Consider the following 23,090-nt stretch of genomic DNA (forward strand, 5'->3'; position numbering starts at 1 on the left):
TTTTCGAACCTTTCGTTGCGCCCACATCGAATGCCTGATGCTGAAATTGTTGCGTAAACGCTGAATACACCTATTGACAGCAATATTTAAATAACAAGCATTCTCATTTGCAATACAATCCGCATACTTTTCCGGGCCGCTCATGGGGCCAGCTCCGCGAGCCCTGTCTGACCGGCAAAGCATAACCATTCGCCCGGAGCCTGAGCGCAGCACCAAGGCATCACGGAGCGCCAGCGCTACCTTGCTACGAACCCTTTTTATGTCCGCATCACGTTTGTCCTCGTCTTTCAACTTGCCTTCGCGTCTCCCGACTTCCCGCGCTGCCATCCTCGCCGCCATTGCTGTCGCCTTCAGCCTGCCCGCCGCGGCATTCGCGCAAGCTGCCGCAACGCCCACGGCGGCGAGCGGCGCCGCCGCAACCGGTGACGCAAGCAACGCCACGCTGCCCGCCGTGAAAGTGCAAGCGGCCCAGGAAAGGCTGCCGGGCGATCTGCAGCCGACCTTCGGCGGCGGCCAGGTGGCGCGCGGCGGCGACTTCGGCGTGTTCGGCTCGCAGAAGAACATCGACATGCCGTTCAGCATGGCGACGTACACGGCGAAGCTGATCGAAGACCAGCAGGCGCGCACCATCGGCGACGTCCTCTCGAACGATCCTGCTGTGCGCACGGCTTATGGCTACGGCAATTTCCAGGAGATCTACGTCATTCGCGGCTTCACGCTCGACAGCGACGACGTCTCGCTCAACGGCCTCTACGGCATCACGCCGCGCCAGCTCGTCGAGACCGCCGCGCTCGAGCGCGTGGACATCTTCAAGGGCGCGAGCGCGTTCGTGAACGGCGCCTCGCCCAACGGCAGCGCGATTGGCGGCAGCGTGAACCTGCAACTGAAGCGCGCCGACGACAAACCGCTCACGCGCGTGACGCTCGAAGGCAGCGCCTCGGGCGAGTTCGGCACGCATATCGACGTGGGCCGCCGCTTCGGCGACAACGACCAGTTCGGCATTCGCGTGAACCAGTCGAACCGCGACGGCGAAACGAGCATCGACGGCGAAAACCGCCGCAACAACCAGACGGCCGTGACGCTCGACTGGCGCGGCGACAAGCTGCGCCTCGAAGGCGACTTCCTGTATCAGCGCCAGCACGTGTCGGACGGGCGCCCGGTGGTCTACGTCCTCGGCGACGAGATCCCGGCCGTACCTTCGGCCACGCACAACTACGCGCAAACCTGGTCGTATAGCGACGCGGAAGACACGGTCGGCATCCTGCGCGCCGAGTACGACTTCCTGCCCGGCTGGACCGCGTATGTGACGGGCGGCGTGCGCCACACGAACGAGCACGGCGAATACTTCTCGCCCTACTACACCGATCCCACGAACACCTATGGCTCGCGCCTGGGCGTCGTGCGCAAGGAAGGCGCGACCTCGGCGGAAGCGGGCGTGCGCGGCCACTTCGACACCGGCCCGGTGAGCCACTTCGTGACCGCGGGCGCCTCGATCGTGCGCGTGGAAACGCAGTCGGGCTGGACCTATGGCGGCCCGTTCACGACCGATCTCTACAACACGCCGCAGGTGCCGTATCCGGCCACCACGATACAGGCCGGCATGGACGGCAACCCGCCGATCACGGCGCTGAACCTGCTGCGCAGCATCTCCGCTTCGGACACGCTCGGCTTCTTCCATGACCGCGTGCTGTTCACGGTGGGCGTGCGTCACCAGGAGATTCTGTCGAACGGCTACTCGTCGTCCACGCTGCTGCAAACGTCGAACTACAACGACTCGATCACCACGCCGCTCTTCGGCCTCGTGGTCAAGCCGTGGGAGAACGTGTCGATCTACGCGAACCGCAGCGAGTCGCTTTCGGCAGGCGGCATTGCCCCTCAAGGCACGACGAACTATGGCGCGCAGCTCGCGCCGGAACGCACGAAGCAGTATGAAGTGGGCGCCAAGTACGACAACGGCAAGTACGGCGCGCAGCTCGCGCTGTTCCAGCTCGAAAAGCCGCAAACGTACACCAATAGCGCGGGCGCCTATGTGGCCAACGGCAACGAGCGCCATCGCGGCGTGGAGGCGTCGGTGTTCGGCGAGGTGTACAAGGGCGTGCGTTTGATTGCGGGCGCAACCTATATCAATGCCGTACAGCTCGACACCGATGGCGGCTCGACCGACGGCAAGACGCCGGTGGGCGTGCCGAGCTTCCTGCTCAACCTCGGCGCCGAGTACGACGTTCCCTGGGTTCAAGGCCTCACGCTTTCGGCGCGCTGGACGCATACGGGTCCGCAGTATTTCGACGCGGCCAACACCATGTCGATCAAGGCATGGGACACGGTAGATATCGGTGCGCGCTATGCGACGAACGTGTTCGGGCGTCCGACTACGTTCCGCGCGAACGTGTATAACCTCGCGAACAAGGCGTACTGGTCGTCGACCAACGGTGGCTATCTGACGATGGGTGCGCCGCGTACCGTGTTGTTCTCGATGACGACGGACTTCTGATCGGCAATCGAGCGCACATAGCGCTGTGAAGAAAGAGCCCGGCAGTTCATCTGCCAGGCCCTTTTTGCTTTTGCCGTATGTCTACGGACAACACACGTTCGTTATCTGCCCACCACGGTAATCGCAAACCCATCCCAGCCCTTGCTTCCCACCGTCTGCACAGCGGTCGTCTCCAGCCGTTTGTCGTGCGCCAGCATGTCGAAATAGCGCCGCAAGCCGACCACATCGTCCTCGTGATGTGCAGGATCGGCCACGCGCCCTTCCCGCACCACGTTATCGGCAACGATGACCGTACCGGGACGCGATAGCTTCAGCACGCGTTCGAGGTAGTTCGGATTGTTGCTCTTGTCCGCGTCGATAAACACGAAGTCGAACGGCGGCTCGCCTTGCGCAATCAGCGCGTCGAGCGATTCGAGCGCAAGTCCCGTCACGACCTTGACCTTCGCATCGAGCCCCGCCCGCGCGATGTTGGCGCGCGCAACGGCCGCGTTCTCCGGGCTGAATTCGAGCGACACCATCGCGCCATCGGCGGGCAGCGCGCGGCCGAGCCAGATCGCGCTATAGCCGCCCAGCGTGCCGATTTCGAGTATGCGCCGCGCGCCCTGAATGCGCGCGAGCAGATGCAGAAACTTGCCCTGATTAGGCGCCACGTTGATCGCACGCAGGCCCGCCTTCGCGCTTGCCGCGAGCGCGCCGTCGAGCGCGTCATCCGGACCGATCAACCGGTCGCAAAACCAGTCATCCACTGCTTGCCACGTTTGCTCGTTCATTACCCTGTTCCCCGTCTGGATCACGCTGCCAAGATTACCGCATCCGCTCGCGCAACATCAGTTCGGCATCCTGATTGAATGATTCTGAAAGCTGACTCGGCACGCGAGGCGCAAGACCCCGCGTTGCGCATTCGCAACGCCGCCGCTCTTTGTTGCGCGCTCAGGAATTGTCAAACGCCCCAACCGGGCCGCCGCACCCACGCGCGCAACTGTCAAATCGGCCGCCAGGCCGCGCCGGCCCGTCGTCTGCGCGCGCTACGCAACAGGCATAAACACGTGCATTCATAGGGCACGATCCTCGTCTCTCCGCTACACTCCACCCACATTGACGCCGTTTCGAGATAACGACTGGCGGCACCACGCCGCTAATATCCCTGATCGCTGTCTTTACTGGATAAAGACAGTCACTGCGAAGAAAACAAAGGGCTGTTGCGATGCGACTATCCGTTCAAGTTGGGCTGGGCGCGCTCGTCGCCGGATTGCTGCTGGGGGCGAGCCTCTTCGCGGTGGACAAATCGGCTATCGCGGCTACGCAGACCATCAAGGCGGCAGCGCCCGGAGCAAGCGACGTTCCCGCCGCCGCGCCGGCAGCGGCCTCCGCCGCGGTGACCGGGCCCGTTGTCATCCAGACGGCGCCCGGCGCCGTCATTCCCGAGCCTGCCGCGCCCGCGCCGCTTGGCGAGCCGCGCTCACGCACGTTCACGCTGCGCCAGATGGGTGTGTACGGGCCGATCGCGCTGCGCGGGCTCGATCCCACCGCCGGCATGAGCGTCGACGTGCGCACCGACGAAGTGGTGACCGGCGCGAAGCTCAAGCTCGTCTACACCTACTCGCCCTCGCTGATCTGGTCGCTTTCGCATCTCAAGGTGTTTGTGAACGGTGAAGTCGTCGCGACGATTCCGCTCGTGAAGGAAACGGCCGGGCAACTCGTGACGAGCGAGATCGATCTCGATCCGCGCCTCTTCACCGACTACAACCGCATCACCGTGCAGATGATCGCGCACTACACGCTCGATCATTGCGAGGATGCCTATCATTCGAGCCTCTGGGCCGACGTGAGTCCCGAGACGTCGCTCACGCTCAACACGGCGGGCATCGTCCTGCCGGATAGTCTTGCGCTGCTGCCCGTGCCGTTCTTCGACCGCCACGACAACCGGCTCGTGCGCGTGCCCTTCGTGCTGGCCGCCAACGCGGGCGTGCCCGTGCTGCGTGCGGCGGGCGTGGTCTCGTCGTGGCTCGGCGCGCTCGCGAGCTATCGCGGCTCGCGCTTCCCGGTCACGCGCACGGTGCCACCCGACGCCAACGCCATCGCGCTCGTGCTGCCGGGGCAGGTGCCCGAGGGGCTGAAGCTGCCGGAGATCACGGGCCCCACGATCTCGGTCATGGCGAACCCGGCCGCCGATCCGCAGTCGGGACGCAAGCTCCTCGTGCTCGCGGGCCGCACGCCCGAGGAACTCCAGAACGCCGCCTATGCACTCGCGCTCGGGCAGGCGGGCATGACGGGCAACAGCGTGATGGTGAAGTCGATCGATCTCGGGCCTGAGCGCAAGCCCTACGACGCGCCGAACTGGGTGCCCACCGACCGGCCCGTGCTGTTCCGCGAGCTGGTCACCGACCCGCAGCAGCTCCAGGTGTCGGGCTACAACCCGCCCGCGATCCGCGTGAATCTGCGCGTGCCCGCCGACCTCTACGCGTGGGCGCGGGGCAACGTGCCGCTCGATATCCGCTATCGCTACACGGCGCCTTCCGCGTGGAACGACTCGGTGCTCAACGTGAGCATCAACGATCAGCTCGTGCGCTCGCAGCGTTTGCGGCCCGTCACGCGCGCCGCCGACGAAGCGCGCATCAACGTGCCGCTGCTCTCGGGCTCGGACACGCGCGCTGCGACCAATCTGGAGATTCCCGCGTTCCGCGTGGGCAGCGACAACCAGTTCCAGTTCCAGTTTCATATCGATTCGCAGAAGACGGGCCTGTGCACGTCCACCGCCACCGACATCGCGCGCGCGGCCGTCGATCCCGACTCGGTCATCGACTTCAGCGGCTTCGCGCACTACACGGCGCTGCCCAATCTCGCCTACTTCGCGAACAGCGGTTATCCATTCACGCGCATGGCCGACCTCTCCGAGACGGCACTCGTGATTCCGGACGAACCCGACACGAAGGATCAGGAAGCCGTGCTCACGCTGCTCGGCCACATGGGCCAGTGGACCGGCCTGCCTTCGCTGCGCCTGACGATCGTACCGGCCAGCCAGGTGGACACCGTGCGCAACAGCGACCTGCTCGTGCTCGGCGTGGGCTCGGGCGCGCAGTTGCTCGAGAAGTGGGGCAAGGACCTGCCGCTTCTCATCGAGCGCGGCAGGACCGAGGTGACCACGCGCGACCAGCGCTCCGGCTGGCCCGGCTGGCTTGGCGGCACCGAAGACGAAGACCCGACGCCGTCGGGTCGCTCGATCGTCACGCTCGGCGGACCGATGGCGGCGCTGATCGGCTTCGAGTCGCCGCTGAAGTCGGGCAGAAGCGTGGTGGCGCTCGCCACCACCTCGTCGGCCCAGCTCGGCGACGTGCTCGACGCGCTTCAGGACGGCGCCAGGATCTCGCAGATGCACGGCGACCTCACGCTCGTGCGCCACGGCCAGGTTGAAGGCCTGCGCGTGGGCGAGCGCTATTTCGTCGGCGATCTGCCGTGGTATGCGCGCGCCTGGGTGTTGATCTCGCGCTACCCGTCGCTGATGGCGCTCGCGGGCATTCTGGCCGGTCTGATCGTTGCGCTCACCGTGTTCTGGGCGCTCGGCCGCATGGCCACCCGCCGCTCCGGGACCTGATCATGCGCTCGGGTTTGGCTATGCTCGCGCCGGATCTGGCGCCACGGCTTGCGCCCCGGTTCGCGCGCTGGCTCGCGGCCGGCGCGCTCGCCTGCGCGCCGCTCGGGCCGCCAGGGCCGCTCGGGACACTCGCCGCACTAACACTGCTGATGCCGGCTGCCACGGCGCACGCGGCTGCGCCGGCCGCACCAGGTGCGCCAGGTGCGCCAGGTGCAAGCGCCACCGCCGCAAAGTCCGCCAGCCCCGCCGCCTGCGCCTGGCCCGCATGGAGCACATTCCGCAGCACGCTGCTGAGCGCCGACGGCCGCGTGATCGATGCGAGCACGCCTCGCCAGATCACCGTTTCCGAAGGGCAGTCGTACGCCCTCTTCTTCGCGCTGGTCGCGAACGACCGGGCGAGTTTCGACAAGGTCCTCACGTGGACCGAAAACAATCTCGCGCAGGGCGATCTCGCCTCGCATTTGCCCGCATGGATCTGGGGGCGCCGCGATATCGGCGATGACGGCAAGCCGGTCGCGGCTGCGGGCGCTTCCACTCCCGCGCCGGGCAGCGCCGCGCACGCCGGCGAGCCCCAGTGGGGCGTGATCGACAGTAACCCCGCCAGCGACGCCGACCTCTGGATCGCCTACACGCTGCTCGAAGCCGGGCGCCTCTGGAACGAGCGCCGCTATACCGCGCTCGGCACGATCATGGCCCGCAACATCGTGCGCGAGGAAACTGCCGTGCTGCCGGGGCTTGGGCGCACGGTGCTGCCAGGGCCCGTGGGTTTCACGATCGGCAAGGACGGCTGGCGCCTGAACCCGAGCTACGTGCCGCTCCAGGTCATGCGGCGCTTCATGCTCGCGCTGCCGCAGGCGAGCGAATGGAAGGCGCTGCTGGCTTCCTCGGCGAGACTCGTCAACGAGACCGCGCCCAAGGGCTACTCGCCCGACTGGGTGGAATATCACGCGAAAGGCGGCTTCGCCCCCGACGCGCAAACGCACGCCGAAAGCGCCTACAACGCCATTCGCGTGTACCTGTGGGCCGGCATGCTCGCGAGCGACGAGCCGCTGCGCGCCAGCACGCTCGCCACCTTCAAGCCGCTCGCGGACTTTGTCGGCGCACAGGGTTTTCCGCCCGAGCGTGTCGACACGACTACGGGTACAGCGGGGCCGAACGAGGGCAACGGTGGCTTTTCCGCCGCGGTCGCGCCGTACCTGGCCGCGCTTGGCCGCAGCGATCTCGCGAACGCTCAGGCCGAGCGCAGCCGCACGCTCGCGCAGAAGTCGCCGCCTGGCTACTACAGCAGCGTGCTGATGCTGTTCGGGCTCGGCTACCTCGACGGCCTCTACCATTTCGACGCGCAAGGCCGCGTTGCCCCAGCATGGACGAGCGCATGCCCCACGCCGCGCTGAACGCCCTCGCGTCTGCTCGCCGCGCCGCCCGTGCGCGCAGCGCGCGCCGTGAGGCGCGGCGCCTCGCTGCGTGCGCGCTGCCCGGCCTCGCCAGTCCCGGCACGCCGCCGAGCCGCTTGTTGCCGAACATCGCGCCGCTCGTTGCGTTGCTCGTCGCCGCGTCGCCGTATCCTGCCTCCGCGCAGACAGCCCCGCAGCCAGCGGCCAACGCCGCCACGCCAGGCGCCCAGGCCGAGCAACTGCTCTCGGCCGCGCGCATGTGGGAAGGCAAGAATCGCCCGGACGTCGCACGCGGGCTCGTGCAAAAAGCGCTGCTGTTCGACCCGAAGCAGCCGGACGCGCTCGCCTTGCTCGGCGAAATCGAGCTGCGCTCGAACCGCCCGGCCGAGGCCGCGAAAATCCTCGCGCAGCTCAAGAAAATCGCCCCGAACGCGAGCGCGACGAAGGAACTCGACGACGCCTACCGCATCGCCACGAGCGGCAAGATGGAGATGGCCCAGATCCGTCTGCTCTCGGCCGCGGGCAAGAGCGAGGAAGCCTCGGCACGCCTGCTCAAGCTGTTTCCGAACGGCGCGCCCGCGGGCGATCTCGCACGCGACTATTACCGCATCCTCGCCGGTACGACCGCGGGCCGCGCGCAGGCGATCAGCGAATTGCGCACGCGCGTGAAGCAGAATCCGAACGATCCGCGCCTCGCGCTGATCCTCGGCGACCTGCTGACCGACCGCGCCGACACGCGCATGGAAGGCCTCAACCTCATCTATCGCGTGTACCAGCGTCAGGACAGCAATCGCGCGCTTGCGCTCGAACTGTGGCGCCGCGCGCTCGGCAGCGCGGGGCGCGACGATCCGGCCTACTACGTGTGGTATCTGCGCTATTTGCAGGAAGTGCCCGACGACACCGACGCGCAGCAGACCGTCGCCGATCTCGGCAAGAAGCTCGGCGCGAAAGGCCAGGCGCAGGCGCTCGCCCAGGCGCAGAACCCGCAGGCCGTCGTCACCGCGCCCGCGCCCTCGCGTGCGGCCGCAACGAGCGGCGCTTCGACCCAGGCCCGCGCCCGGCCCGGCCCTGGCGCCGCCGACCGCGCGCGCGGCCTCGCGCAACTCGACCGCGGCGATCTCAAGGACGCCGAAACCTCGCTGCAAAGCGCGCAGCGGGCGAACCCCAACGACGGCGAAACCATCGGCGCGCTCGGCCTCGTGCGACTGCGCGAAGGCCGCCACGACGAGGCGCGCGAACTGTTCGCGCGCGCCCTCAAGCTCGATCCGGACAACGCCGGCAAGTGGCGCAGCCTCGAAAAGACGGCCACCATCTGGGGCACCATTGCGAAGGCGCGCGATGCCAATTCGCAAGGCAAACCGGAACAAGCCGAAGCGCTCGCGCGCGAGGCGCTCAAGCTCGATCCTGGCAACACGACCGCCAGCGACATTCTCGCCAACGCGCTCATCGCGCAAAAGAAGTGGCCAGAAGCCGAAGCCGTGCTGCGCCCGCTCGTGAACGCCCCCAAGCCCGACATGGACGCGCTGCGCGGCCTCGTGACGGTGCTGCGCGAAACCCATCGCGAAAACGAAATCGAACCGCTGATCGCCGCCACGACGCCGCGCGTGAGCGGTTCGACGGCGGAGCTCAAACGCCTGCACGCCGAGCTGCTCTCGATCCAGGCCGACCAGTTGCTCGCGGACAACCGCAAGAGCCCGGCCATCGCGAAACTCGAAGAGGCCGTGCGCCTCACGCCCGACGACGCCTGGACGCGCTTCACGCTCGCGCGCCAGTACCGCGATCTGGGACTGCCCGCGCTGGGCCGCCAGGTCATGGAAGACGGCCTGAAAGTTTCGCAGGCGCCCGACATGCGCTACGCCACGGCGCTCTACCTGAATTCCGTGGACGATGTCGACGCGGCCGCCGCACAGCTCGCGGCTGTGCCAGAGGCCGAACGCAGCCAGGGCATGCGCGAGCTGATGGGCAACCTCGCCGCGCAGAAGAAGATCGCGCAGGCCCGCCAGCTCATCGCACAAGGCAAGGAAGACGAAGCGCGCGCGCTGCTCGACTCCGCCGCCGCCGACGCCAACGCGGCCAACGACCCGCAAATGCTCGCCACGGTCGGGCGCGAGTGGATCGCCATCGGCGAGCCGGACCGGGGCCTGAAACTCGTGCAGGACTGGCTCGCGGCGCACCCCGACGACCCGGCGGCCAACGGCGCACGGGTGCGCTACGGCGAGCTGCTGGCGGCGGCCAATCGCGACGACGCGTGGGCGAACTGGATCGACGCCACGCGCGATCAGCCCGGCATCACCGAGGAGCAGCTGGCCAGTCTCGACGACCAGGAGCTGCGCCTGGCGGTGCGCGAAACCGACCGGCAGATCGAAGCGGGCGACCTCACGGCCGCGCGCCACACGCTCGACGCCGTGCCCGACCGCCTCAAGTCGAACCGGCGGTGGCTCCTCGAAGAGGTGGATCTGCTCGACGCGAAGGGCGACTACAAGGGCGCGATGGCCGCGGCGCAGAAGGTGCTCGCCACGCAACCCGACGACGCCGATGCACGCCTCGCCGTTGCGCGTATGCTGGAGCGCATGGGCCGAGACCGGGAGGCCGCCGACATGGTGCGCGCAGTGCTGGCCGACACCGCGGAGAACGACATCGACACGCGCCTTGCCGTGGCGCGGCGCTTCACCGCGCTCGGGCTGAACGACGAGGCTTCCGCCGTGGTCGATCCGTTGCGCGAGCAATATCCGGACAACCCGGACATCACGATCCAGGCGGGGCGCGTGGCGCAGGCACGCGGCAACTACAACGAGGCGGCGAACCTTTATCGCACTTCGCGCACGCAGGAAGAGGCCGAAGGCACGCAGCCGGACGCCGACGGCACGACATCGGCCGGCCGCGCGCTGCAGAGTCTGGAAGACCGCAAGCAGGGGCAGGTCGCGACCGGATGGTATCAGTCGAACCTCTCGGGCGACCCCGGCATCTCCGAACTGCACGCCAGCGAAGTCCCGCTGTACGTGCGCATTCCGGACGGCTACACGGGCCATTATTTCTTCCATGCCGATACGGTCTACCTGAACGCCGGCACGTTGCCCGGCGGCGACCTCGACACTGCGTCCAAGTACGGCAAGATCGCGGCGCTCGGCAACGCCGGACTCGGGAACATCAACGAGACCGCCAAGGGCGTCGCGCTCGCCGCGGGCTACGAGTTCAGCGGCGCGAACAACAGCTGGCGCGCCGACATCGGCAGCACGCCGGTGGGCTTTCCGATCACGAGCGTGCTGGGCGGCATTCAGTACCGCCACGACTTCCAGAACAGTTCGTCGCTGTCGCTCGACGTCTCGCGCCGGCCCGTGACCGCCAGCCTGGTTTCCTACGCGGGCGGCATCGATCCGGTCACTGGCGAGAAGTGGGGCGGCGTGGTGCGCAACGGCTTCACGGTGCGCGGCGCGAAGGACTTCGGGCCCGGCACGATCTTCACGAGCATTGGCTTCGGCCTCCTGACCGGCACCAACGTGGAGACGAACCAGGAGTTCAAGGTGCGCAGCGGCTACGACTGGTCCGTGTTCAGGCGGCCCGACCAGATCGTGTCGAGCGGCCTGATCCTCAACTACTGGAAGTACTCGAAGAACGAGCACAACTACACGTTTGGTAACGGCGGCTATTACAGTCCGCAGAGCTATTTTTCGATCGGCATTCCGCTCGACTGGACCGGCCGCTACAAGAAGCTTTCGTGGGAGATCGACGGGTCGGTGGGCATGTCGTTCACGAACGAAAACCAGTCGCCGTTCTACCCCACGCGGCCAGGCCTGCAGGCCCAGGCGCTCGCGTTCATGAGCGCCAACGATCTCGGCTCGCCGTATTTCGGCGGCGGCTCGGGCGGCGGCTTCAGCTATACGATCGAAGCCGCGCTCGAATACCGCGTGACGGAGCACTTCGTGGTGGGCGGGCGCTTTTCGATCGACCGCTCGCGCGACTACGCGCCGAACGTGGGCGTGCTTTACATGCGCTACTTCTTCTCGCCGCAGAAGGGGCCGGTGCCGTTCCCGCCGCGGCCGGTCGTCCCCTATTCGGCCTATTGACGTGGCCACAGAGCGAGCGCGCATGACGACGATGAAACCCGCGACGATGAAACCCGCGACGATGAAATCCGCGACACGAGCGACACGATGACCGATCCCGCCACCCTTCCCGCAGCGCCCGCCGGCGCCAGCCGCGATACGCGTCGCTCGCTGTTCTCGCGTCTCGCGCGCCGCGAGCCGCTCGCGATCGACGGCCTGCCGCCCTCGCTCGCCTCGCTCGGCGCGGGCCAGGTGCACGTGGTCTACGCGGGCGCCTCGCCGGCGCGCGACGCGCTCTTCTGGCAAACCGCCGCCGCCGCGCTCACGGGTCCGGCAACCGTGCTCTCCACGCGCGACGGCGCAAGCCTCGCGGCCACGTTGCGCGACCATGGCGTCGATCTCGACAAGAACGGTTCGACGCACGCGTGGGCAAACGTATGCGCGGTGCGTCCACTCCAGGAACGCGACGGCGTGCAGGTACTGATCGAAGCGCTCAACGCGCTCGCCGCACAATGCGCCGCGCCAGAGAGCCAGTTTTTCATCGAAGGCGCGGAGGCGTTCTTCAACTGGCAGGACCCGGCTGCGCTTGCGAGTCAGGGCGCGCAGCTCGCAGGATGGTGCGCGCAGTATCGTTACGGCGTGCTGATGGTGGTGGCGCCCCCAGGCCTTGGCGACGATCAGGAGCATCCCGAGCTGGCCGCGTTCCAGGCGCGTTTTGCGGGCGCTGCGCAATTGCACCAGGTGCAGGGGCAGTATCGCTGGGAAGTGGCGTTCTGGCGCGCCGGCGACGCCGTGCACGGCAGCCAGAGCGTGCCGCTGCGCTTTTCCGCGGTCGACCACCGCCTGACCGTTTCTGGCGGCACCTTCGAAACCGAGATCGGCGAAGCGGGCCTGCTCGCGCCCGACGAAGGCCGCGTTGTTGTTTCGCGCGACGCCATGTTGCACGAACGCGTACTGCCGCAGGCCTGGCAGATCGTCGACAACAACGAGGCCGCCGTGGCCGCAGCGCGCACTTCGGTCGCAGCCACGGTGATTCTCGATTTCAGCGTGAACCGCGACCTCGAAGCGCTCGCGGAACAGGTGCACACGCTGCGCCTGCAGTGCGGCGAAGCGCTCAAGATCATCGTGCGCGAGGACGCCGTGGCCATGCGCTACGAGTCGCTCATGCTCAACCTCGGTGCGAACCGGGTCATTGCGCGGCAAACACCGCTCGCGCAGGTCGAGGCCATCGTCGACAGTCTGCAGGGCCAGGTGTATTCGCGGCCCATGCCCGCCGACTACCGCCAGGCGCTCGCCGCCGTGGTGCACGGCGAGGAGAGCGGCTACGTGGGTGCGGCGCACTTCGTCGAACTGGTGCGCGCGGCGGTGGAACGCAGCCGCGTGATCCAGTTGCCGAGCGTGCTGATCCGGCTCGCGCTAATGCCGGAAATCGCGCACGTGGATGCGCTCAAGGTGTGCCATCTGCGCCGCGCGGGCGATATCGTGACGGCGAGCGGCGACAGCCTCTACGTGTTCTTCTTTGCATGCCGCATGAGCGACGCCGACGCCGTATGCCAGCGCGTGTTCAAGCGGCCGCTCGCCGAGCTGTTCCAGGGCGAGGAGCGCTACGGCGACGGCCGCGCGATCACCGAGGCGCTAGAAGCGTTCGCCGACGAGATCGACACCGCGCCGCCGCCCGACTATTCGGGCTGGCTCGCGATCAACGAGGGGCAGCCCGCCGCGCCCGCGGCCGTCTCGGTCCAGGCCAACGGCCAGACCGTGCCGCCAGCGGCGGCTTCCGCGATTGCGCCGGGCGCAGCGTCGGCTGCAACGACAGCGACGGCAAACGCGACGCCGCGCAATATCGCTCCCATAAATGGTGACCTGTTGTCCGCGCTCGACCCCGCCGCGCGCGGCGACAGCGCGAAACCGCGAGCCGCGCCGCAGCGCGCGCCGCTGCCGCTCAAAGCATAGGAGAGCGACATGAACGTATTCCTCGGTTACTTCGTCTGGGGCTTGATGCTCGCCGTGCCGCTCTACTTCGTCGCCTGGCGTCTGCGTCTTGGGCGCTTCCTGCCCATGTGGCTGCGCCCCGCGCGCTCGCGCCCGCTCCAGTTGCCGCCCCAGCTCGACGCCCTGCTGATTCGCGGCCAGCGCCGCACCGGCCAGACGGGGCCGCGCCAATGAAAACCATCGCCATCGTCTCAAGCGTCGGCGGTGCCGGCCGCACCACGCTCACTGCCGCGCTCGCGGGGCTGCTGGCGGCGCGCGAGCACGTCGCGCTCGCCGCCGAATGCGACCCGCGCAACGTGCTTGCGCTCCACTTCGGACTGCGCGAGAGCGCGCGCGAAGGCCTCGTCACGCATCTGGCGGGCGGCCCCGGCGCCGACGACGCCTGGTCGCGCGCCGCGCTGCAAAGCGACGATGGCGTGCTCGTGCTGCCATGGGGCAGCCTCGCGAACGGCCACGCGTCCCTCGACGACGACGCGAGCGCCCTGCTCGACGCGCGCCCTGGCTGGCTGCGCGAACTGCTCGCCCGCGTGGACCTGCCGGCGCACGCGATTGCGCTCGTCGACGCGGGCACGTGGCCCTCGGCGCACGCGCGCCAGGCGATCGACGCCGCCGACCTCGTGCTTTGCGTCCTCGCGCCCTGCGCCACCGCGTGCGCAACGCTGCCGCGCCTGATCGCCGCGCTCGTGCGCGCCGGCAAGCGCAGCGTGTTCGTCGCCAATGCGGTCGCGCCCGCGCGCCAGCTGCACATGGACGTCGTTTCGCTGCTGCGCGCGCGCCTCGGCGCCGCCATGCTGCCGTATCTCGTGCATGCGGACACCGGTGTGCCCGCAGCACTCGCCGCCGGCGAAAACTTCTGCCTGAGCGCGCCCAGCTCGCAAGCCGCGCACGACCTCAACGGCATTGCCTCGTGGCTCTCGCACTGGAGCACGGGCGCAAGCCTCGACGCCCCCGACGAACTGCTCGCGCAACATGCCGCGCGTGGGAGCACGCCATGATCCGCGAGAAGATCGCTGCGCTGTGGATCGCGTTTTGGGCGTCGCTACGCCGCCTGAGCGCGCCTGAGCTCGATCTCGCGCCCGACGCGCCGCGTGGCCAGTGGCTGCTGCGCGCCTTCTTCCGGCCGCCGCGCCCCGGCCAGCGCGACGTGCCCGCACTCGCCTTCGCGCGCCTGGGCAAGGACATCCGCCAGCGGCTGAACATAGGCCGTGACGACACCGCCGGCGCCTGGCTGCTGCGCCTCTTCCTGCGCCCGCGCCGCGCGCGACAGCGCCTTGCCGCCGACCTGCGCAAGCTTCACAAGGCGCCGCAAGGGCACCATCGCTTCGCACTGCGCGCGTGGCTCGGCAGGGGGCTCGAACCGATCTATCGCCGTGCCTCGCGCGCGAGCGCGGCAATCGGCGCACGCCTGCCCGACGTGCCGTGGGATGGCATCGAGCAGCGCCTCGAGAAGCTTTCGGCAGCGCTCGACAGCGTGCCTTTCCTGCGCCAGTGCCTTCTGTGGCTCGCGTTCATCGCGGCCATTGCCGTGTGCACGACGCCGCTGCCGTTCGCGGGCCAGGTGCTGCTGTTCCTGCTCGTGTACGTCGTGGTGATGATCGCGCGCCGCCTGCCGGGGCGTCTCGCCACCATGCTCATGGTGATGCTCTCGATTCTCATGACGGGCCGCTACGTCTGGTGGCGCAGCACGCAAACGCTGCACCTGACGAGCCCCGCCGAGGCGATCGTGGGCTATGTCCTCTACGCGGCCGAGCTTTACACGTGGATCGTGCTGATCTTCGGCTACGTGCAGACCGCCTGGCCGCTGCGCCGCAAGCCGCAGCCGCTGCCCGACGACCCCGCCGACTGGCCGACCGTCGACATCTATATCCCGACCTACAACGAGTCGCTCTCGGTGGTGCGCCCAACCGTGTTCGCGGCCAGCTCGATCGACTGGCCGCGCGACAAGCTGCGCGTCTACATTCTCGACGACGGCACGCGCGATGAATTCCGCCGCTTCGCAGAGGAAGCCGGCGTGGGTTATATCGTGCGCGCCGAGCACACGCACGCGAAGGCCGGCAACATCAATCATGCGATGCCGCTCACCCTGGGCGAGTACATCGCGATTTTCGATTGCGACCACATTCCCACACGCTCCTTCCTGCAAACGACCGTAGGCGTCTTTCTCGCCGACAAGAATTGCGCGCTGGTGCAAACGCCGCACCACTTCTTCTCGCCCGACCCGTTCGAGCGCAATTTCGACACGTTCCACCGCGTGCCCAACGAAGGCAGCCTCTTCTACGGCCTGATCCAGGACGGCAACGACTTCTGGGACGCCACGTTCTTCTGCGGCTCATGCGCGGTCATCAAGCGCGCGGCGCTCGAACACATCGGCGGGATCGCAACCGAGACCGTGACCGAAGACGCCCACACCTCGCTGCGGCTGCATCGCCACGGCTATACCTCGGCCTACCTGCGCACCGTGCAGGCGGCGGGCCTCGCCACCGACAGCCTCGCCGACCACATCGGCCAGCGCATTCGCTGGGCGCGCGGCATGACGCAGATCTTCCGCGTCGACAATCCGTGGATCGGCAAGGGCCTCTCGTTCTTCCAGCGCATGTGCTACAGCAACGCCATGCTGCACTTCTTCTACGGCTTCCCGCGCCTCATTTTCCTCGTGATGCCGGGCGCGTACCTGTATTTCGGACTGCACGTGATCAACACGCCCGCGCCCGTGATCCTCGCCTACGTGGTGCCGTATCTGGTGATTGCCGCGATCGCCAACTCGCGCATCCAGGGGCGCTACCGGCACTCGTTCTGGGCCGAGGCCTACGAGTCGGTGCTCGCGTGGTACATCGTGCTGCCCACCACCATGGCCTTCATCAACCCGAAGCTCGGCAAGTTCAACGTGACCTCGAAGGGCGGCCATATCGAGCACGAGTATCTCGACTGGACGATCTCCAAGCCCTATCTCGTGCTGCTTGGCATCAACGTGTGCTCCATACTCGCCGGCATTGGCCGCCTCACGATCTGGCGAACCGAAGAGCCCGCCACCGTGTTCATGAACCTCTTCTGGGCCGGGGTGAATCTCACCATTCTCGGGCTGGCGCTCGGCGTGGCCAAAGAGGCGAAGCAGGTGCGCGTGGCGCACCGCATTCCGTTGCGCGTGCCCGCCATGCTCACACTGCCCGACGGCCGCACGCTCGCCTGCAAGACCGAGAACTATTCGATGGGCGGCCTCGGCCTCATGCTGCCCGCCGACGCCGTGGCGAAGCTCGAGCCCGGCGAGCGCATCAACGTGACGCTCGCGCGCGGCGTGCTGGAACACGACTTCCCGGCCGTGGTCGCGCGTCTCGCCGACCGGCGCCTTGGCGTGCGCTTTACCGACATGACGGTGGAGACGGAGCGCAAGCTCGTGGAATGCACGTTCGGCCGCGCCGACGCCTGGCTCGAGTGGGAAGACGTGCCGCCCTCCGATGCGCCGCTGCACGGCCTCGTCCAGCTGATCGAGCTGAGCTGGCAAGGCTACATGCGCCTCATCGACGCGCTCTTCGACGCGCTGGAAAACCTCTTCACGCGACGCCGGGCCGGCCAGGCCCGCCAGCCCTGAGAAACGCAACCGCCATATCAAGCCGCTACACCCTGGAACGCGAAACACTATGGGTCTCTGGAATCTCTACTTCCTCGCCAAGCTGTACCTCTACTCGATCGGCACGCTCAAGCCCGAGTGGTGGATGAACTTCGCCTTCGTCGTCCTGCTGCTCGTGCCGCTGCACAAGCGGTGGCTGCGAATCGCGCGCGACGTGGCCGCCGTTGTCGCGGGCATCGCCATTGCGTACCACGAGTCGAGCATGCCCGACATCGGCCGGGCGATCTCGCAGATTCCTGTGCTCTTCACCTTCACGCCTTCGTACATGTTCGAACTCACGCGGCGCGTGATTTCGCTTTCGATGGTCGTGACCGCGGTGCTTGGCGTGCTGCTCTACTTCCTCATCAACCGCTGGGTGCGCGTGACGACGCTCGTACTGATCGCGCTCGTCGTCATGCCGATCTGGCAGGGCGTGGGCACCTTCGTCGCGAACGCCACCGCCAACGCCTCGCTCGCCAGCAACGGCGACGACGACGGCGGCACGGGCAAGAAGCGCGACGAGCAGTCGGGCAGCTACGACCAGCAGCTAGCGGCGTTTCGCGCCAACGAAGAGGGCCGGCGCGTGAACTTCACGCCGCTCACGACGGACGCGAACGCGCAGTTCGACATCATCGTGGTGCACATCTGCTCGCTCTCGTGGGACGACATGGACGTCGTGAAGATGCGCAACAACCCGCTCTTCTCGCGCTTCGACTACATCTTCCAGAACTTCAGTTCCGCCGCGAGCTATAGCGGCCCCGCCGCCATTCGCGTCCTGCGCGCCACCTGCGGGCAGGAGCCGCACAAGTCGCTCTACGACCCGGCGCCGCCCGAGTGCCACCTGTTCGCGCAGCTTGCGCAGGCGGGTTACAAGCCGCAGGCGCTGCTCAATCACAACGGCCGTTTCGACAATTTCCGCGGCACGGTGATCAATGAAATGGCAGTGCCGGGCGTGACGATTCCCTCCAACGAAGGCCTGCCGGAAGCGATGAAGGAGTTCGACGGCTCGCCGCTGGTTGGCGACTACGACGTACTCGCGCGCTGGTACAAACAGCGCATTGCCGCGGGCGGCGGTCCGGTCGCGCTCTACTACAACACGGTCTCGTTGCACGACGGCAACCGCCTGCCGCCTCCGAACACCAATCTCACGAGCCTGCAGTCCTACCCGATCCGCCTGCAGAATCTGCTCGGCGACGTCGACAAGCTGATCAACCTCGTCGCGCAATCGGGCCGCCGCGCCGTGATCGTGTTCGTCCCCGAACACGGCGCGGCGCTGCGTGGCGAAGAAAACCAGATCGCCGGCATGCGCGAGATTCCCACGCCGAACATCGTGCATGTGCCGGTAGGCGTGAAGGTGGTGGGTCTGCCGCCCGGCAGCGAGCACACCGGCGGCGTGACGACGATCGATACACCCACGAGCTTTCTCGCGCTTGCGCAACTGCTCGCGAACCTCGTCGCGCAAAGCCCGTTCGCCACGGGCGCGCCGCCGCTCGCGCAGTATGCGAACAACCTGCCGCAAACGCGCATGGTGGGCGAAAACGAAGGCACGGTGACGATGACGACGCCCACGGGCTATGTGATCCACACGCCGGACGGCGTGTGGGTGGAGGGCAAGTAATGGCGATACGCCTGTGGGGGTCCGGCCGCCGTTCGCGCAGCGGTCCTGCGCTACCGAGCGATATCGACGCGCTCGCGCGCCTGGTCGAGGGCGTGGACCGCGACCGCTATCTCGACGTTCAGGCCGAGGACGCCTGGCAAGCGGCCGCGAAACGCTGGCCGCTCGTGGCGGCCGTGCTGGAGCTGCCAACGCAGGAGAGCAAAGGCTGAGTCAGCGCACGCCTTCGCGGGTCGCGCCCTCCTGAGCGCACCACGCTTGCCACATTTGCCGGTAGGCGGATTCCATGTTTCGCGCGAAGCGTGCGCCATTCATGAGCGGCGAGGTTTCCATGCGTGCGCGCAAGCCCGCGCGCAGCGCGGCGAGGCGCGGCACATCGCGCGCGAGCGCCGTCACGGCGGCCACATACCCGGCGTCGCTTGCCGCCGCCAGCTCCGGCAAACCCAGATTGGCAAGCAGGCAGAGCCCCGCGCGGCTCACCGCCGAGCGGCCGTAGCGCGTGGGCACAGGTACGCCCATCCAGAAGGCGTCGAGACTCGTGGTGTGGCCATTGGCCGGAAACGTGTCCAGCGCGATGTCGATCTGCCGGTAAGTGCGCAGATAATCGGCGCGCGCCTGGAAACCCACGAAGCTCACGCGCGCCGGATCGATGCCGTGTGCCGCAAAGCGCGCATTCAAGCGCTCGCGCGCACTGCCGGGCGGCGCCATCAGAAGCAGCCGCGCGTTTGGCAGCGCGGCAAACACGCCGGACCACAGCGCCAATGTGGCGTCGGTGAGCTTGCATGGATTGTTCAGGCATCCGAACGTAATGTGTCCGGCCGTAAGCGCCGGCAGTGAGTTCACATCCACATTCGTTGCGAGCGAGTCGTAGCACCAGAACGCTTCTGGCAGGCGCAGCGAGCGCTCGGTGTATTGATCGTCGATGTGCGGCTCGCCCTCCGGATCGAGCCAGGGGTCGGTGAGACGCCAACCGATCGAGGGGCTGCCCGTCGTGCCGGGGTAGGCGAGCCACGCCACCTGCACCGGAGCGGGCCGCCGCGCGAACACCAGGCGCCGCGCGCCGTCCATGTGCATCGTGAGATCCACGAGCACATCGATGCGATCGTCGCGAATCTGCTGGGCTACGCGCGCATCGTCGACCTCGCGCACGTCGCGCCAGACATCGCTGAAACCGCGTAGCCGGGCGGTTACCTCGTCGGTCTGTGCGCCCAGTGAGTAGCAGAAAATTTCGAACGCCTCGTGATCGTGATGGCGCAACAGCGGCGTCGTAAAAAGCGACTGGCAGTGGTTGCGGAAGTCGGGCGAGACGTAGCCGATGCGCAGCCGACGCGCGGGTTCGGGCGTGTTTGCATGGTGCGCGCCCGCGCTCGCGGCCAGCAGCGCCGCTTCGTGCCGGGCCGAGAACTGCTCGGCTTCGGCACGCAGCGCGTGGCCGTCGTCGATGGCGAACATCAGCGACCACAGCAAGTTGCTGTTCGCGCCGGCATGCGCGGGATCGCAGGCCATGGCGCGCCGATAGCAGGCAATGGCCTCGTCGATGCTGCCGGACTTGCTGCACGTGTTGCCGAGGTTGAGGTGCGCGGCGGCGAAATCCGGCTTGAGTTCGATCGCGCGCGTGAAGGCCGCGCGCGCCTCGTCGATGCGGCCCGTCTGCATCATGAGGTTGCCGAGGTTGTTCCACGCGGACACTCTGCCCGGCTCGCGTTCGAGCGCGCGTATGAGTGCGGCCTGCGCTTCGTCGACACGGCCCGCGCCCAGCAGCATGCAGCCCAGATTCGTGAGCAGGTCGACCGAGTCCGGCGCGAGCGTACGCGCGTGTTCGAGCATGGCCAGCGCTTCCGTGTTGCGGTTCGTGGCGAGCAGCACCTGTGAAAGATTGTTCCAGGCATTCACATGACCGGGCGCCAGTTCCAGCGTGCGCCGCAGTACCGCTTCCGCGCGCGCGAACTCGCCGGACTTGTACAGGGTCGTTCCGTAATTGAAGTGGATAGCCACATGGGCGGGCGCAAGCGCCAAGGCACGCTCGAAATGGCGCGAGGCCTCGGCACAGTTTCCCGCTTCGCCGTAGAGCTGACCGAGATTGTTCAGCGCCACGGCGAAGTCCGGCTGCAACTCGATCGCGCGATGCAGCGCCCGGATCGCGAAGTCGCGGTCGGTCGCGCGCTGACAGGTCAAGGCGAGGTTCACGAGGAAGACCGGGTCCTCCCGCTCGGCCAGCGCGCGGGCGATGAGCGCACGTGCGGCGAGCGGATCGCGCCCGTTTTCGATCAGGCCGGCGAGATTCAGCGCGTCGGCGTCGTGCGGATTGGCGGCGATGAGGCGCTCGCACATGGCGCGCGCCGCTTCAGTTTCGCCGCGCTGCCACGCGGACTCGGCGGCGGCCAAGGGTGCTTGCGTTGCTTGCGCGTGCGGCGTGGCGTCGCGGGAAGCTTGGGAGGTCGACATGAGGGTGAACGCTTCCATGGCTTCGGATAGCAAACGTCCGAAGATGGCGATGCGTGTAGACGCAAAGCGTTCGATTATTGCCGCGTCTCGAAACTGGCCGTCTGGATTGCGCCCGTTGTAGCGCCAGGCCGAGCCGGCTTGCTCCGCAGCGCGCTCCAGGCCCGCCCTGGTCCGCGCGTTCAGCAAGAAGGCTGCGCGGAAGCGGCATGCAGGCCAGCGAGCGGTGCTTCAGTGGTCCTTATGATCCTTGATCTGACGCGCCTGGACTTCAGTCACCGAATCGAACAACGCCTCGGCACGCGCCAGTTCGTCCAGCGCGCGGTCGAGCCGCGATTGCGCGACGCCATAGGCAAGTGGCGCGGCGATGTCGCCCTGGACCTCGGCACGCAGGGCGCGAAATGCCCGGTCGACGTTGCGGCTCGCCTCAAAAAAGCGTTGCGCAGCCTCGGCCTCTTGTGAACGGATGTGAATCGCCATGGAAGAGTTCCATCGTGAGTTGCGTCCAGTCTCCCGCCCGGGAGACGTGACGCGTTCTTGCGCCGCCAAGCCGTGAAGACGCCGTGTGGTCGGCCGGCGGCACGTCGAAGAGATCGCGCGTCACGCCACGCGCCTGCTGCGCACAGGCCTCGCTGCGCACGCGTTTGGTGAGATTCGCGTAGGTGTCGAAGTCGCCCATGCGCGACGCCTCGTGAATTGCCGCGAGATCGCGCGCCTTGACGAGCGTGGGCTGCGTAAGCCGCACAAAGTACGGCGCCTCCAGTTCCGCCGTAAACACGAGCGGATGGCTCTTGCCGCCCGCCTCGGCGGCGCGCTCGACGCAATCCACCACTACGGTGCCCTGCGAGCGGCCCGGCGGCTTCGCCGTGCTCACGCTGCGCAGCCGCTCCGGAAACACCCGCAGCGAACTGCCGACGCTGAGCTCGGTTGGCGAGACGCATACCAGCGCGTAGTGATGCTCGCGTGCGGCGCCCGAAGGCAGCGTGGCGCTGCTCGTGACGAACACGTGCTGCGGAAGCTGGCGCACCTGCCCGCTTGCGTCGACCCACGCATTCCACACGACCACGCCGGCACGCTTGCCGCGCTTGTCTTGCGCTACGCGCGGACGGCTCGCCGCCGTTGAGAACAGGGCAAGGAGCGAGCCGGTGCGCAGCGCCGCGACCTGAGCGCTGCTGCCGAGCGACTGGCCGATGCCCCACAGGAAACGCCCGCCGCCCTGCCGGCGCTCCCACTCCTTGCGCAGAATCAGCGTAGGGAGATCCATGCCGGCCTCCGGCCCGATACGGGACCAGCAGAACGTGGGCGGTAGGTGTTTCAGTGCCATCGACTTCCTCGGAATGCAGTTGCTCATTGATTAGGGTGAGCAATTCAATAACCGTTACTGTATAGGTATAATGCATGACATGGAAGCCCCAGATACTTATTTTCCGGTGCAGGAACTGCTGCGGCGGTTATCGGACGATTCACGCTCGGCCAGCGAAATTGCGCGGCTTTCCGGGGTCAGTCAGCCTACCGTCTCGCGTCTTCGCACGTCGAACGGGAGGCGTGTACGCCGGAGCGCGTCATTCAATAAGCTATGCAGTTTCTATGGCGTGAAGGCGCCGCCGTCCAGCCGGCACGCGGCCGCGTACAACGAATTGCTGCGCAACGCGATCGTCGAGGCGTGGGACGGCTCGGAGGAGCACGGCCGCGCGCTGCTGGTCGTCATCAAGGGATTGAAGGAGCTGAGGGAACGGCCCGCATAGATTCAATTGGGCCGGCGGCATGAAGCGTTTTGCGCGAGGACGCATAGGTAACCATCCATGGGAAATTCGCCTTGCATTTCGGGGTTTCAGAGGAGCCACGAACCGTGCGCAAGCCACGGCGGGCCGGCAAATCCCCATATGTGGTGACCTTGACGTTTTCCTGCGCTGCGGG

General features: G+C 67.4%; 15 protein-coding genes. 11 read left to right on the forward strand and 4 right to left on the reverse strand.

Going from position 1 to position 23,090, the window contains the following annotated elements:
• Window positions 1-259 precede the first annotated feature (259 nt).
• Window positions 260-2,491 (forward strand): TonB-dependent siderophore receptor, encoded by a 2,232-nt coding sequence (locus tag U5A58_RS28275; RefSeq protein ID WP_321963873.1) that lies wholly within the window; start codon window positions 260-262, stop codon window positions 2,489-2,491.
• 101 nt (window positions 2,492-2,592) lie between these two features.
• On the opposite strand, the gene U5A58_RS28280 is transcribed toward U5A58_RS28275, so the two are convergent.
• Window positions 2,593-3,261, reverse strand: a complete 669-nt coding sequence (locus U5A58_RS28280) for an O-methyltransferase (RefSeq protein ID WP_321963874.1) — start codon at window positions 3,259-3,261, stop codon at window positions 2,593-2,595.
• 434 nt (window positions 3,262-3,695) lie between these two features.
• Between U5A58_RS28280 and bcsB the strand changes: the two genes are divergently transcribed.
• From bcsB to bcsR, 9 genes are all read left to right on the forward strand, one after another.
• Window positions 3,696-6,083 (forward strand): cellulose biosynthesis cyclic di-GMP-binding regulatory protein BcsB, encoded by a 2,388-nt coding sequence (gene bcsB, locus U5A58_RS28285; RefSeq protein ID WP_321963875.1) that lies wholly within the window; start codon window positions 3,696-3,698, stop codon window positions 6,081-6,083.
• 2 nt (window positions 6,084-6,085) lie between these two features.
• A complete protein-coding gene (gene bcsZ, locus U5A58_RS28290) occupies window positions 6,086-7,477 on the forward strand; it encodes a cellulose synthase complex periplasmic endoglucanase BcsZ (RefSeq protein ID WP_321963876.1) in 1,392 nt (463 codons plus the stop codon).
• Window positions 7,459-11,541: a cellulose synthase subunit BcsC-related outer membrane protein gene (locus U5A58_RS28295; protein ID WP_321963877.1), complete on the forward strand. Its 4,083-nt coding sequence runs from the start codon at window positions 7,459-7,461 to the stop codon at window positions 11,539-11,541. The genes bcsZ and U5A58_RS28295 overlap by 19 nt, the downstream gene beginning before the upstream one ends.
• A gap of 87 nt (window positions 11,542-11,628) precedes the next feature.
• Entirely contained in the window at window positions 11,629-13,473 is a 1,845-nt protein-coding gene (gene bcsE, locus U5A58_RS28300; RefSeq protein WP_321963878.1) for a cellulose biosynthesis protein BcsE, read from the forward strand.
• A 9-nt stretch (window positions 13,474-13,482) separates the two neighbouring features.
• Entirely contained in the window at window positions 13,483-13,686 is a 204-nt protein-coding gene (locus tag U5A58_RS28305; protein WP_321914141.1) for a hypothetical protein, read from the forward strand.
• On the forward strand, window positions 13,683-14,507 hold the full coding sequence (gene bcsQ, locus U5A58_RS28310; protein ID WP_321963879.1) for a cellulose biosynthesis protein BcsQ: 825 nt from the start codon (window positions 13,683-13,685) through the stop codon (window positions 14,505-14,507). The genes U5A58_RS28305 and bcsQ overlap by 4 nt, the downstream gene beginning before the upstream one ends.
• Window positions 14,504-17,098 (forward strand): UDP-forming cellulose synthase catalytic subunit, encoded by a 2,595-nt coding sequence (gene bcsA / locus U5A58_RS28315; protein ID WP_321963880.1) that lies wholly within the window; start codon window positions 14,504-14,506, stop codon window positions 17,096-17,098. Before bcsQ ends, bcsA begins: the two co-directional genes overlap by 4 nt.
• Before the next feature lie 49 nt (window positions 17,099-17,147).
• Window positions 17,148-18,734: a cellulose biosynthesis protein BcsG gene (gene bcsG, locus U5A58_RS28320; RefSeq protein WP_321963881.1), complete on the forward strand. Its 1,587-nt coding sequence runs from the start codon at window positions 17,148-17,150 to the stop codon at window positions 18,732-18,734.
• Complete coding sequence (bcsR, locus tag U5A58_RS28325) at window positions 18,734-18,943, forward strand: BcsR/BcsP family cellulose biosynthesis protein (RefSeq protein ID WP_321914145.1); 210 nt, start codon at window positions 18,734-18,736, stop codon at window positions 18,941-18,943. Before bcsG ends, bcsR begins: the two co-directional genes overlap by 1 nt.
• Before the next feature lies 1 nt (window position 18,944).
• Here the strand turns inward: bcsR and U5A58_RS28330 are convergent, their stop codons facing one another.
• The 3 genes from U5A58_RS28330 to U5A58_RS28340 all read right to left on the reverse strand — a co-directional run bounded on the left by U5A58_RS28330 (window position 18,945) and on the right by U5A58_RS28340 (window position 22,497).
• Window positions 18,945-21,176 (reverse strand): tetratricopeptide repeat protein, encoded by a 2,232-nt coding sequence (locus U5A58_RS28330; protein ID WP_321963882.1) that lies wholly within the window; start codon window positions 21,174-21,176, stop codon window positions 18,945-18,947.
• 228 nt (window positions 21,177-21,404) lie between these two features.
• Window positions 21,405-21,653 (reverse strand): hypothetical protein, encoded by a 249-nt coding sequence (locus tag U5A58_RS28335; protein ID WP_321914146.1) that lies wholly within the window; start codon window positions 21,651-21,653, stop codon window positions 21,405-21,407.
• Entirely contained in the window at window positions 21,601-22,497 is an 897-nt protein-coding gene (locus U5A58_RS28340; protein ID WP_321963883.1) for a hypothetical protein, read from the reverse strand. Before U5A58_RS28340 ends, U5A58_RS28335 begins: the two co-directional genes overlap by 53 nt.
• A 79-nt stretch (window positions 22,498-22,576) precedes the next feature.
• Between U5A58_RS28340 and U5A58_RS28345 the strand changes: the two genes are divergently transcribed.
• Window positions 22,577-22,918, forward strand: a complete 342-nt coding sequence (locus U5A58_RS28345; protein ID WP_321914148.1) for an XRE family transcriptional regulator — start codon at window positions 22,577-22,579, stop codon at window positions 22,916-22,918.
• Window positions 22,919-23,090 lie beyond the last annotated feature (172 nt).

The organism is Paraburkholderia sp. J7 (assembly GCF_905220155.1).
Classification (GTDB): Bacteria; Pseudomonadota; Gammaproteobacteria; order Burkholderiales; family Burkholderiaceae; genus Paraburkholderia.

Excerpts from the sequence above, each read along its gene's own strand:
- U5A58_RS28275 (WP_321963873.1), top strand. The coding sequence starts at position 260 with ATGTCCGCATCACGTTTGTCCTCGTCTTTCAACTTGCCTTCGCGTCTC.
- U5A58_RS28280 (WP_321963874.1), bottom strand. The coding sequence starts at position 3,261 with ATGAACGAGCAAACGTGGCAAGCAGTGGATGACTGGTTTTGCGACCGG.
- bcsB (WP_321963875.1), top strand. The coding sequence starts at position 3,696 with ATGCGACTATCCGTTCAAGTTGGGCTGGGCGCGCTCGTCGCCGGATTG.
- bcsZ (WP_321963876.1), top strand. The coding sequence starts at position 6,086 with ATGCGCTCGGGTTTGGCTATGCTCGCGCCGGATCTGGCGCCACGGCTT.
- U5A58_RS28295 (WP_321963877.1), top strand. The coding sequence starts at position 7,459 with ATGCCCCACGCCGCGCTGAACGCCCTCGCGTCTGCTCGCCGCGCCGCC.
- bcsE (WP_321963878.1), top strand. The coding sequence starts at position 11,629 with ATGACCGATCCCGCCACCCTTCCCGCAGCGCCCGCCGGCGCCAGCCGC.
- U5A58_RS28305 (WP_321914141.1), top strand. The coding sequence starts at position 13,483 with ATGAACGTATTCCTCGGTTACTTCGTCTGGGGCTTGATGCTCGCCGTG.
- bcsQ (WP_321963879.1), top strand. The coding sequence starts at position 13,683 with ATGAAAACCATCGCCATCGTCTCAAGCGTCGGCGGTGCCGGCCGCACC.
- bcsA (WP_321963880.1), top strand. The coding sequence starts at position 14,504 with ATGATCCGCGAGAAGATCGCTGCGCTGTGGATCGCGTTTTGGGCGTCG.
- bcsG (WP_321963881.1), top strand. The coding sequence starts at position 17,148 with ATGGGTCTCTGGAATCTCTACTTCCTCGCCAAGCTGTACCTCTACTCG.
- bcsR (WP_321914145.1), top strand. The coding sequence starts at position 18,734 with ATGGCGATACGCCTGTGGGGGTCCGGCCGCCGTTCGCGCAGCGGTCCT.
- U5A58_RS28330 (WP_321963882.1), bottom strand. The coding sequence starts at position 21,176 with ATGTCGACCTCCCAAGCTTCCCGCGACGCCACGCCGCACGCGCAAGCA.
- U5A58_RS28335 (WP_321914146.1), bottom strand. The coding sequence starts at position 21,653 with ATGGCGATTCACATCCGTTCACAAGAGGCCGAGGCTGCGCAACGCTTT.
- U5A58_RS28340 (WP_321963883.1), bottom strand. The coding sequence starts at position 22,497 with ATGGCACTGAAACACCTACCGCCCACGTTCTGCTGGTCCCGTATCGGG.
- U5A58_RS28345 (WP_321914148.1), top strand. The coding sequence starts at position 22,577 with ATGGAAGCCCCAGATACTTATTTTCCGGTGCAGGAACTGCTGCGGCGG.